Consider the following 11718-nt stretch of genomic DNA (forward strand, 5'->3'; position numbering starts at 1 on the left):
AACATATAATTTTCTGAATTTTTTCCCCTATCTTCATTATATAATGAGTGAGCATTCAGTCAACAGTTTTTTGTTATACAACAACATATTTTTTAATAAAGCTGTTTATTTCGGTGAAACTATAAAGTGAAACTTTAATCAGTAGGGGATTGTTTCCTCCCGCCTGATTCCTTTAAGTAAGCCTAATTTTTAAGTAGGTGGCTTACCTCCCATTAATATCGGATAAAGTGAAATTTTAATCAGTGGAGAGCTGTTTATTCCCTACTGATTATTAGCTTCACCAATCGGGCTTTTCCAGGCAACCAGCAAAATGAAGGTGAAAAGAATGCAAAGGAGGGAATCCACTTATGTTCTTCTTATCTCTCTTGTTAATATGCGTTACTCTTTGGATCACAATTGACCTTTTATATGGGAGGATTCTTCACTTAAAGCGTGTGCGCTCTCGTACTTTCCCTTTACGTCAAAGTAATTTTCACCTTTATACATACGGGCAAGATTTATATGATGCTTTATTTACTGATATACAACAAGCAAGGCACCATGTACACGTTTTGTTCTTCATTGTAAAAAACGATAAAATCAGTCGTGAATTTTTAAAGTTACTTATCGATAAGGCACAGGAAGGAATTGAAGTAAGACTTTTACTCGATCGATTGGGAAGCCATTATTTATCAAACGAGGCAATTCGTTCCCTACAAAAACACGGTGTCTCTTTTTCATTTTGTCATAAAGTGAAATTTCCTTTTCCGTTCTTTTCTGCAAATCAAAGAAACCATAGGAAAATTACAGTTATTGATGGGGAAATTGGTTATATTGGTGGATTTAATATTGGAGAAGAATATTTAGGACATAATCAAAAATTAGGATTATGGCGCGACTATCATTTGCGTCTTACTGGGGAAGGAATACAGGATTTACAAAAGCAATTTTTACATGATTGGCTCGACGATACGGATCAAAATTTATTAGATTCATCTCTTTATTTTCCTAAGCAACAACCAGGAACCATTCTACATCAATTTATCCCTACTGATGGTGCCTATTTGCAACATACTTTTTTATATTTAATCGAAAGCGCGAAACAAGAACTCTTTATCGGTACACCATATTTCATTCCTGGGAAAAAAATTATGCACGCATTATTAAAAGCACGAAAACGTGGGGTTCAAATAACGATTCTCGTTCCAGAAAAAGCTGATCACTCCCTTGTTCGAGAAGCAAAATTTCCATATTGCCGAAAGTTAATACAAGCCGGATGTAATATTTACGCATTTCAACGAGGGTTTTTTCACGCTAAAGTTATTATAGCGGACGATTATATTTGTGATATCGGAACTGCAAACTTTGATATGAGAAGTTTATATATTAATCATGAAATCAACTGCCTTTTATATGATAAACATTTTATACAAACAGTAAAAAACAGATTCCATAAAGATTTAGAAAACGCGTCCTTACTTTCCTTTAAAGATGTTAGCCCCCTTTCTCTTATTGATAGAGGGAAAGAATGGCTAGGAACGATACTTTCTTTCTTCTTATAGGAAAGATAATGAGTAAAAAGAGGTGTATCACATATGATTATGCGATTCGGATATGTTTCACATGCAATGGCACTCTGGGACTGCTCTCCTGCCAAAACGATGACATTTACAAGCTTTCAAAAGCTCAGTAAACAAGAACGAGAAGATAAATTGTACGATGTTACGAGGCAAAACCTTGAGCATACAATACGTATTCTTCATTACAATATAGCGCATGAAATTCCGTTATATCGTTTATCCTCTTCCATCGTCCCACTTGCAACACATCCCGAAGTCGAGTTTGATTATATCGGGGCATTTACACCGCTTTGGCGTAAAATCGGGGCATTAATTAAAGAACACAATTTACGAGTAAGCTTTCATCCAAATCAATTTACGCTATTTACAAGCGACAAGCCACATATTACAACTAACGCTATTACAGATATGGCCTATCATTATAAAGTATTAGATGCAATAGGAATTGCAGATTCTTCTTATATTAACATCCATGTAGGTGGTGCCTATGGAAATAAAGAACAAGCGGTTGGACGTTTCCATGAAAACATAAAAAAACTTCCTGCACATATAAAAGAGCAAATGACGCTTGAAAATGATGATAAAACATATACAACTGCTGAAACTTTATCGATTTGCCAAAAAGAAAAGATTCCATTCGTATTTGATTATCATCATCACATGGCAAACCTTTGCGAAGAACCGCTAGAAGTATTACTCCCTGCAATTTTTGAAACTTGGTCACATACAAATGTCCCTCCTAAAGTTCACATTTCCTCCCCTAAATCAAAAAAAGAATTTAGGGCTCACTCTGAATATATTGATTTAGAGTTTATTAAGCCTTTCTTACACATTGCAAAAAAAATCAACCATAATTTCGATATTATGATTGAAAGTAAACAAAAAGATTTAGCAATGCTGCAATTCATACATGAATTATCCTCTATAAGAGGGATAAAAAGAATAAATGGCTCAACATTACAATGGTAAATTGTAATGTTGAGCTATTTTTTTCAAAAAAAGTAATTTTTATAGTAAAAAACAACCTATTGTATATGCTATGATTGGAATTAGCATTTTCCACCTGCGATTCAACTTTATTGAAACGGAGCCATAATATGATTAATCAAAAAAATATGTACACTTTGTCACGATGTATATAATTATATTTTCCCTTTGGATATTTCTTATCCCTAAGGACTTGAATATAAAAGAAATTGGAATTCTCTTCTTATTTTGTTTTGCTGCACTCTTTTCTTGCTATTGCTTATATAAAGCTATTAAGAAAATGAAGCGTAGTGATAAATTATTTTGGGTTTTATTACTCTGCACTTGCATATGCGGACTAACTATGGAAATAACTTTATTCCTTCATTCACTTTCTATATATGATCAAGTCATATTCTCATATAAGGCATTGCCCTTTTTCATCATACAATATATTTTGCTCTTTTCTGGGTTTGCTATCAAATTCATAAAACATTATTCTATTAGAGGCCTTGCTCAATTTTCATTCGATAGCATCTTTATTGTTATTATGAATATTTATTTTACCTTAACTTTTATTTTGGACCTCTCAAGCTTTCGTATGTTAACAACAGATCACTGGGTTTTAATTGGATACTTTATTGCACAAGCATTAGTAATTTACGCCGTTATTAGCCTATATAGACGAGAACAATATTCTGCTAGCAGAATTTCATTAATTATCGGTTTTACTATCATACTTGTGTACGGGTATATACATCTGTTCCAACTAAACATGGGGATGAAAACTTCTTCTGAAGTCTCTTATTTAGTACATACTGCTTCAATTTTATTAATTGGTTTATCTTCCATACTATACATTTTGGACAAACCAATGCAGCATGAAACGAAAACAAAGTATTATCGATTTGATTATGTGCGCTTTATATTACCCTATTTCAGTATAATCATTACTTTTTCCTTTATTCTTATTCAACCTTGGGATGATAAGTTCATGCTAATCGGTCTAGTATTATCACTCACCTTATTATTCCTACGACAACTTTACATGTGGAAAGATAATCAAGCACTAATCGATACATACGAACAGTTGACTACACAACTAGAAGGCAAAGTAGAAGAGGGTGCATCTGCGTTATCAAAGAGTGAACAACGCTATAAATCGTTATTCGAAGATCATCCTGATGCCGTTTTCTCTTTAAATATGGATGGTATTTTCCAACAATCTAATACAGCTTGTGAAAGCTTATTTACTGCCTACTATTGTGAAGTAGAAAGCTATTCTCTTCTACACTTTATTGACTCAAAAGACCATGATCTACTAAAGAAAGCTTTACAAATAACAAAAGAAGGTAGACCACAAACTTTAGAAGTTCGCACAAAAGAAAAAGAAGGCTATTACTATTACCTTCACGTTACACTCATCCCTACTTTCATAAACAAAGAAGTTGTTGGGATGTTCGGCATAGCACGTGATATTACAACTTTATATGAAAAACAAAAACAAGTAGAACATTTAGCCTTTCATGATGCACTGACTGGATTACCAAATCGCCGAAAGTTTGAAAAAGATTTAAAAAACATTTTAAATACAGCTCAAACTAGCGTGAATGATGTTGCCGTTATGTTCCTTGATTTAGATCGATTCAAAAAAATTAACGATAGACTTGGTCACGATGTCGGAGATCTATTATTAATTGAAGTAGCAAAAAGATTACGTGGTTGCTTGCGTTCAAAAGATATCGTTGCTCGCCAAGGTGGAGATGAGTTTACAATTCTATTACCAGATATGTACTCAGAAAAAAGTGCGGCTTTTATAGCTGAACAAATTTTAACCGTTTTAAACAAACCATTCTTCATTAAAGACGAAGAACTGTCTATTACACCGAGTATCGGAATTGCCATGTATCCTGATTACGGGACCGATGTTACTGAATTAATGAAAAATGCTGATATGGCTATGTATCGCGCGAAAGCAAATGGAAAAAACAGATTTGTTTTCTTCTCAAAAGAAATAAGTATCGCCCAAAATGAAATCCAATTCTTAGAAGGTGAACTTACAAAAGCATTACAACAAAATGAATTTTTCCTAGAATATCAGCCACAAGTAAGCACAAAAACAAAACAAATTATCGGTTTTGAAGCATTAATTCGTTGGAAGCACCCAAAACTCGGTATCGTGTCTCCTGCCCAATTCATTCCTCTAGCGGAGGAAACCGGATTTATTATTGAACTTGGAAATTGGATTTTACGTACCGCTTGCTTAGAGGCAAAAAGATGGCATAATCAAGGGTTTTCTCACTTAAAAGTTGGTGTGAATTTATCTGTTGTTCAATTTAACCATGCAGATTTAATCCCTACTATTTCAAAAGTGTTAGAAGAAACCGAACTAAAATCAGAAGCACTAGATATCGAAATCACAGAAAGTATCGCAATTAATCAAAATCAGTCTGTCATTTCCAAACTAGAACAGCTTCAAAATCTCGGTATTCAAATTTCAATCGATGACTTTGGAACTGGTTATAGTTCTTTAGCTTATTTAACAAAATATCCAATCAACACATTAAAAATTGCTCGAGAGTTTATTTGTGGAATTACAAATAGTCCTTTAGAGGAAGCGATTATCTCCTCCATCATTACACTATCTAAAGAACTAAATTTAGAAGTTATTGCAGAAGGTGTAGAGACGGAAGAACAATGGAAGTTTTTATATGAACAAAACTGTGACCACATTCAAGGATTCCTTATTAGCAAGCCTGTTTCTAGTAAAGACGTTTGGATGTTACTCCACAAAAAAACAACCGTCTAAGTAAGACGGTTGTTTTTTAGTACTCAAAAGGTACATCTGAAGCTAATTGTATCTCTTGATCATTATGAGAAATTACTTGATTTTTCTCTAAAACTGTATCTCCTAATGAAATACCCCATGCCATCGCTAACGTTAATAGACTACCAATAAGTAGTTTCTTCATATTCCATCACCCACATTTTTTCTTTAAATATATCATGAAAATTTATCCACATTTTATGCAATTATGCATATTTATTTTTTGGATTTTTTATTTCTTCATTTTTTTTATAATTGATTCTTTTAACGCATGGTTTCCTAATATATCGAAAAAGAAGCACGCTTTTTCGTAAGCATCTTCAATTTCTGCTCTATCACACTCTAGCTTTTCTAGGCATTCACCTTTTCGATAGTATAACTGTCCAATCAATGTCATACTATTAATTTGGCACGATAGTTCAATGGCTTTATTTGCGTGACAAAGCGCTTCTTCGTATTGATTGTCTAAGTATAATGCTTTTGCATGATTATGTCTCACCTTCACATCAAACTCTTTATTATCATGTAATGCCTCTAATTGTTTTAATATATTTTCAAATAACTCAATACTCTTCTTAAAATAGCCATTTTCAGCGTAAATATTTGCAATTGCGTTTTCAATATAAAGGTTCTGATATACATCTATCCCTGCCAATTGTTGATTAAGCAATTTCTTTAATTCTAAAATACAATATTCGTAATCGATTTTTTTCAATATGTAGGCAGCGACATAATATTGCCATTGAAGAAATTGCTGAAGCTCGGGATGATATTCTTCCTTTTTCAACTCATTCCATACTTTATTATAAATTTCTTTATATTTCTTTTGCTTACAAAGCATAATAATTCGATCTTTTAACTGCTTATTCCTCTCAATATCAGAATAAATGAGTACCTCATAAAAATGAATAATGGGAACTTGTAACTTTGCTGCAATACCTTGCAATATATCCATACTTGGGTATACTGCGCCCGATTCAATTCGGCTCACTTCCGATTGATGACATATGTTCTCGGATAACTGTTTTTGTGTTAATCCCCTCATTACCCTAATTTTTTTAATTTCACTTCCTAGTTTTTCTGCGTGCATACTTACTCACCATCCCATTATAACAATCTAATTTTTTGAGTTGTCATACCACTACAATAATGTGAATTCGACAATTTTTGATATGAAATAATGCATAATATATATAAAATTCGGCAAATTTTTCATAAAATTCATCTCACATACAATAATAGATTAAAAGTTTTATAGATAAATTATAGAAAACTTGCCCGTGCTTTTCTTTACATTCGGTCTTCTTTATCCTTTATCTGCAGAAGCTATTCACACCCAAGAATTAGACAGAAATGAAGTAAAAGTTGAAATTGCTCAGCCTGGTTTAACAATTGGAAAATTAACAGAACCTCAAAGTGATTCGAAAGAGAATATTGCTAAAAATATTTAAAAGGTGAGGTAAACGGGGCTAAAGCTCAACAAGAGCAAGTTACAACTGAAAAAAATATTGATTTTCAACCTACAAATAAAAAAACAAAAGAAAATCAAACCGAAGTTCGCCTTGCACAAACTTACAAAAATTATAAAGTATATGGCCAAGATCTTATTGTAAAAGTAGATAAAAATGGAGTAATTACAACTGTTAGTGGTAAAGTTGTCCAAAGTTTAGACCAACAACCTAATCTTACTATAACAAATTTTTTGTCGAAAAATGAAGTAAAATCTAAATTACGCGATATACTTTAAATTCCGAGCGATGCGACTGAGACAGAATTCTCTAACGAAACCGTTGTTTATAAGAAAAAAGAAGTTTACCACTCATAGGTAAACTTCTTTTCATATCCATCCCTTTTCTTCCGCAATTGTAATTGCCTCAATTCTATTTTTCGCATCTAGCTTCGTTAATACTTCAGAAATATAATTACGTACTGTACCAGGCGAAAGATAAAGTGCCTTCGCAATTTCATTTGCCGTCTTTCCTTCTTTCGCAAGTAGCAATACTTCTTTTTCACGATCTGATAACGGATTTTGCTCCTGCCATAAGCCGAACATTAAATCTTGAGAGATCTCTCGCTTTCCTTTCATTACATTACGAATCGATGCAGCTAAATCTTCACTTGGGCTATCTTTTAATAAATATCCGTGCACGCCAGCTTTCATTGCTCGTTCAAAATATCCAGGGCGTGCAAATGTTGTTAAAATCATTACTTTGCATGCTGATTTTTCTTTCTGTAACGTTTCCGCAACATCTAATCCGGTTTGAATTGGCATTTCAATATCCATAATGCTTACATCAGGTTGTAGCGATTCAATTAGTTTTAACGCTTCTTCCCCATTGGCAGCTTGTCCAATTACTTCAATATCATCTTCTAGATCAAGTAGGGCCCCTAATGCACCACGAAGCATCCGCTGATCTTCTGCAATAATAATTCGAATCATGCCCTCACCTCATCTTTTCCTGTTCTAATGACAACTGGTACTTTTACTATTAATAGTGTCCCTGGATTGATTGTGCCCAGTTCAACAAACCCATCAATAAGAGCGATGCGCTCTTTCATACCACGAATGCCATTTCCATCATGGTTTTGATCCGCTAAACCAATTCCATTATCTTCTACTGTCAAAATTAATTCACCTTGTGATTCTAGTACAGAAACTGTACAACGCGTCGCCTGACTATGCTTTACAACATTTGTCACAGCCTCACGTAAACACATTCCTAAAATATTTTGTTCAATGGGTGATAACGAACTTGCATTCGTTTCTTGTTTTATTGCTAATTCAATAGTAGCAGCTTGTAAGATCGCTTTTATTTGCTCAAGCTCTTCTTCCACTGTAATCATACGCATATCAGAAATTAATTCCCTTAACTGCTTTAAAGCGGTACGAGATGTTTGTGTAATTTCCTTTGCTTCCACACTTGCACGCTCCGGATTTTTTACAATTAACTTTTCCACGAGCTGACTTTTTAAAGTAATGAGTGATAACGTATGCCCTAACGTATCATGAAGATCTCTTGCAATCCGCTGCCGTTCTTCACGTTTTACTAAGTCTTTAATTTGCTCGTTTGCTTCGTTTAATTGATTTCTTAATATCTTTTTTTGATTAAAATTACGCATACCAAAAGGCGCAACAAGCATCAAAATAAGCATCGGGACAGTATTTATAAAGCTTGTAAATGAAAAACCCGCACCATATACAAATGTTATAAGCGTTACAACTAATAGGCCCAATAATATACGAAATATTTTTTTCGTCGGTGCGAACGCTATGGCGTTTGATGTAAAGAAGCATAAAAAAATAAGATACGGGCTATAGAAAAAACTAAATACTAAAGCAATAATCATTTGCATACAAGCCCACATTGCAAACATTTTTGTAACAAAATACAACTGCCGATATGCTAGTATAAACAGTATTAGCATACCAGCCCCAAACATTAACCTCGAACCTTCCTCTTGTACAAGTGCATAAATTGGGAATGCTAGATACACAAGCCACATATACGGGAAGAAACCCATATGTTTCGGAAAAATCTCAATCCTCTTCTTCTCTATCATTTATACCGCTTCCTGTCTTTTTCTTATATATATTGATACTACAACAAATATAAGGAAATAACCTCCTAATACCGCGATATTTTCCCAACCAACTGATTTCCCAGCTACAATATCCCATGCACCGCTCCCGAAGTGATATGTTGGTGTCCATTCACCAATCGTTCTTAATATTTTTGGGAATACTTCAATTGGCATCCATAGCCCGCCAATCACAGCTAGACTCATATTTAAAATATTCGCTAAACCCGCTGCTGCATCTGCCTTTTTAATAGAACCTATTACTGTTCCTAACGCTAAAAATGGTGTTACACCTAACAACAACCATAATCCAGCGCCAACCCATTGTCCTACTGTTAACTCGACATGATTAATTAATATTCCTGCGATAAAGATAACTAAGATTGAAAAAGCATTCACTACAGTTTGAGCGATGATTTTGGCTGTTATATATGCCCCCTCTGGAAGTGGTGTAATTTTTAACAAATGTGTCCACCCTTGCCCCTTTTCCTGAGAAATCCTTACACCGAAACTAAAAAGTGCCGTCCCTACAATACTAAATGTCGCCATTGAGATTAAATAATGCGCTTTCCAAGCATCTCCGTTTTGTGGCACTTGGATAACATTTGTGAAAATGTAGTAAAACATAACTGGCATTAGTAATGAGAAAAAGATAAACAATTTATTACGAAACGTACGTAAAATTTCTATTTTGCATTGCATCCATAAAGCTCTCATGCGATTCCCTCCTCCTGATTTGCGACAAACTGTTCAAATGCTTCATCAAGACTTCCACGTTCAACTGAAACATCTGTTACAGGTAAGTTCTTTTGATAAATCGCTTTTAAAGTTGCATCTGTATCTTCAGTTGTTAAAGTGAAGTGCCCTGCGTTTGACTGTACTTCTGTTACGTTTGGTAATTCTTTTAGTAATTTTGCAGGAATACTTTCCTTGGAATAAAACTTGATTGTTTTTCGCGAAATCGTCGCCTTCATCTCATCTGGTGTACCATCTGCGATAATCTTTCCATTCGCAAATAATAAAATGCGATTCGCCAATGCATCCGCTTCTTCTAAATAGTGCGTTGTTAAGATAATTGTTTTTCCTTCACTTGCTAACTTTCGAATTGTTTCCCAAAACGTTCTTCGAGACGTAATATCCATTCCAACTGTCGGCTCATCTAAAAATAACAAATCAGGATTTCCTGCAAGTGCAAGTGCAAAGTTTAACCTTCTTTTTTGCCCACCTGATAATTTCTCACATCTTTGCTTTCGCTCCGATTTTAAATTTGATAACTGTAGCAACGTTTCTTTCGCTACCGGATTCGTATAATAACTACGGAATAACTCAATTGCCTCTTCTACTGTAATACTATCAATCACACTTACTTCTTGTAGCATCGCACCGAGGCTATTACGAACATCTCTATGCTTGGGACTCTTTCCAAATATAGAAACAGTTCCTTCCGTCGGATCCTTTAATCCAAGCATCATCGACATCGTCGTCGTTTTCCCTGCACCATTCGGTCCAAGTAGTGCTACAATTTCTCCTTTATTCACATAAAATGAGACGTTATTTACTGCCTTTTTATATTTAAATGTTTTAGAAACACCATTTACTTCTATAATCTTTTCCATCTCTCCACCCCCGCTGTTTCTTATATTTACATTGTATGTGTTGGAAAACTTAGGAAACAGTATGATGCGTCATGACATCGATATGACAATTGTCATGTATTCCTTATGAGAGGAATCAACCTACATACCGCAAGCGAGTAGCAGGACGAAAATAAACATGATACAATCGGGTAAGATATATATTCGAGGAAGGACAGTGGTTTTCATGATTATTCGTAATGAACAAGATTTAGAAGGCTTACGAAAAATCGGCCGCATCGTTGCACTTGCACGTGAAGAAATGAAAAAAGAAGCGAAGCCAGGTATGACAACGAAAGAGCTTGATTTGATCGGTAAAAAAGTATTAGATGAGCATGGTGCTATTTCTGCACCTGAAAAAGAATATGATTTCCCAGGTGTAACTTGTATTAGTGTAAACGAAGAAGTTGCTCACGGTATTCCAGGAGATCGCGTATTAAAAGAAGGCGATTTAGTAAATGTCGACGTATCTGCTGCACTTGATGGCTATTATGCAGATACAGGTATTTCATTTGTACTTGGAGAAGATGAAGCAAAAGAAAAGCTTTGCCAAGCAGCGGTTGATGCATTTTGGGCAGCAATGAAAAAGGTGAAAGCTGGTTCCAAACAAAACCAAATTGGTCGTGCTGTTTCAAACTTTGCACATAAAAATGGATATAATGTGATTCAAAACTTAACTGGTCACGGTATTGGTCTTAGCTTACACGAAGCACCAAACCACATTTTAAGCTACTTTGACCCAATGGATAATGCGCTTCTAAAAGACGGTCTTGTTATCGCTGTAGAACCATTCATTTCTATGAAAGCTGATCACATTATCGAACGTGGCGATGATGGTTGGACATTCGTTACACCTGATAAAAGCCTTGTTGCACAATGTGAACATACAGTTGTCGTAACGCGCGGCGAGCCGATAATCTTAACAGAAATATAAAATTAAAAATGACCGTTTTTTAGAATTTTTCTACTAAAACGGTCATTTTTAATTTTTGGAAAATATTTGTTAAACTGCTGTTGAACTCTTTAACATTTAAGTATATAATCTTTAGCGAAGGTTACTTCAGCTTATCTTTACTAAAAAGATATTGTAGCTAAGGAGGAAAACACCTTCTTTTTTATTGTTTAAACAGTATCAAAAATGACCGTAGTAACG

Annotated in this window: 10 protein-coding genes and 2 pseudogenes; 6 read left to right on the forward strand and 6 right to left on the reverse strand. The window is 34.5% G+C overall.

The features are described from left to right. Window positions 1–347: 347 nt before the first annotated feature. The 3 genes and pseudogenes from cls to DN393_RS19815 all read left to right on the forward strand — a co-directional run. Window positions 348–1541, forward strand: coding sequence for a cardiolipin synthase (gene cls / locus DN393_RS19805; RefSeq protein ID WP_149173787.1), 1194 nt, complete (start codon window positions 348–350; stop codon window positions 1539–1541). Between the two features lie 33 nt (window positions 1542–1574). Beyond that, window positions 1575–2528, forward strand: coding sequence for a UV DNA damage repair endonuclease UvsE (gene uvsE / locus DN393_RS19810; RefSeq protein ID WP_098101709.1), 954 nt, complete (start codon window positions 1575–1577; stop codon window positions 2526–2528). Between the two features lie 139 nt (window positions 2529–2667). Continuing rightward, window positions 2668–5334 (forward strand): annotated as a pseudogene (locus DN393_RS19815) (DUF4084 domain-containing protein); the annotation flags it as partial. A gap of 16 nt (window positions 5335–5350) precedes the next feature. Here DN393_RS19815 and papR read toward each other — a convergent pair. Together papR and plcR are read right to left on the reverse strand one after the other, a co-directional pair. Next, window positions 5351–5497 carry a quorum-sensing peptide PapR gene (gene papR, locus DN393_RS19820; RefSeq protein WP_071724825.1) on the reverse strand — a complete coding sequence of 49 codons (147 nt, stop codon included), beginning with the start codon at window positions 5495–5497 and terminating at the stop codon, window positions 5351–5353. An 87-nt stretch (window positions 5498–5584) separates the two neighbouring features. Continuing rightward, window positions 5585–6442 carry a transcriptional regulator PlcR gene (plcR, locus tag DN393_RS19825; RefSeq protein WP_098101711.1) on the reverse strand — a complete coding sequence of 286 codons (858 nt, stop codon included), beginning with the start codon at window positions 6440–6442 and terminating at the stop codon, window positions 5585–5587. A gap of 190 nt (window positions 6443–6632) precedes the next feature. Between plcR and DN393_RS32440 the strand changes: the two genes are divergently transcribed. Together DN393_RS32440 and DN393_RS32445 are read left to right on the forward strand one after the other, a co-directional pair. Next, window positions 6633–6803, forward strand: a complete 171-nt coding sequence (locus DN393_RS32440; RefSeq protein ID WP_306461235.1) for a hypothetical protein — start codon at window positions 6633–6635, stop codon at window positions 6801–6803. Between the two features lie 56 nt (window positions 6804–6859). Then, window positions 6860–7177, forward strand: a pseudogene (locus tag DN393_RS32445) (bacillolysin). Between the two features lie 12 nt (window positions 7178–7189). Here the strand turns inward: DN393_RS32445 and DN393_RS19840 are convergent. Genes DN393_RS19840 through DN393_RS19855 form a run of 4 tightly spaced genes read right to left on the reverse strand, consistent with a single transcriptional unit; the run spans window position 7190 to window position 10547 of the window. After that, entirely contained in the window at window positions 7190–7792 is a 603-nt protein-coding gene (locus DN393_RS19840; protein WP_098101712.1) for a response regulator transcription factor, read from the reverse strand. Then, window positions 7789–8913: a sensor histidine kinase gene (locus DN393_RS19845; protein WP_064476088.1), complete on the reverse strand. Its 1125-nt coding sequence runs from the start codon at window positions 8911–8913 to the stop codon at window positions 7789–7791. The genes DN393_RS19840 and DN393_RS19845 overlap by 4 nt, the downstream gene beginning before the upstream one ends. Next, window positions 8914–9648, reverse strand: coding sequence for an ABC transporter permease (locus DN393_RS19850; protein WP_064476087.1), 735 nt, complete (start codon window positions 9646–9648; stop codon window positions 8914–8916). It abuts the gene before it with no gap. Further along, window positions 9645–10547, reverse strand: coding sequence for an ABC transporter ATP-binding protein (locus DN393_RS19855; RefSeq protein ID WP_098101714.1), 903 nt, complete (start codon window positions 10545–10547; stop codon window positions 9645–9647). Before DN393_RS19855 ends, DN393_RS19850 begins: the two co-directional genes overlap by 4 nt. A 157-nt stretch (window positions 10548–10704) precedes the next feature. Between DN393_RS19855 and map the strand changes: the two genes are divergently transcribed. Beyond that, window positions 10705–11499 (forward strand): type I methionyl aminopeptidase, encoded by a 795-nt coding sequence (gene map / locus DN393_RS19860; protein WP_002096176.1) that lies wholly within the window; start codon window positions 10705–10707, stop codon window positions 11497–11499. The last annotated feature ends 219 nt before the right edge of the window (window positions 11500–11718 follow it).

Source organism: Bacillus sp. BPN334 (assembly GCF_008368885.1).
GTDB lineage: Bacteria > Bacillota > Bacilli > Bacillales > Bacillaceae_G > Bacillus_A > Bacillus_A wiedmannii.

Coding starts and splice junctions, on each gene's coding strand:
- cls (WP_149173787.1), top strand. CDS start 348: ATGTTCTTCTTATCTCTCTTGTTAATATGCGTTACTCTTTGGATCACA.
- uvsE (WP_098101709.1), top strand. CDS start 1,575: ATGATTATGCGATTCGGATATGTTTCACATGCAATGGCACTCTGGGAC.
- map (WP_002096176.1), top strand. CDS start 10,705: ATGATACAATCGGGTAAGATATATATTCGAGGAAGGACAGTGGTTTTC.
- papR (WP_071724825.1), bottom strand. CDS start 5,497: ATGAAGAAACTACTTATTGGTAGTCTATTAACGTTAGCGATGGCATGG.
- DN393_RS19855 (WP_098101714.1), bottom strand. CDS start 10,547: ATGGAAAAGATTATAGAAGTAAATGGTGTTTCTAAAACATTTAAATAT.
- plcR (WP_098101711.1), bottom strand. CDS start 6,442: ATGCACGCAGAAAAACTAGGAAGTGAAATTAAAAAAATTAGGGTAATG.
- DN393_RS19850 (WP_064476087.1), bottom strand. CDS start 9,648: ATGAGAGCTTTATGGATGCAATGCAAAATAGAAATTTTACGTACGTTT.
- DN393_RS19845 (WP_064476088.1), bottom strand. CDS start 8,913: ATGATAGAGAAGAAGAGGATTGAGATTTTTCCGAAACATATGGGTTTC.
- DN393_RS19840 (WP_098101712.1), bottom strand. CDS start 7,792: ATGATTCGAATTATTATTGCAGAAGATCAGCGGATGCTTCGTGGTGCA.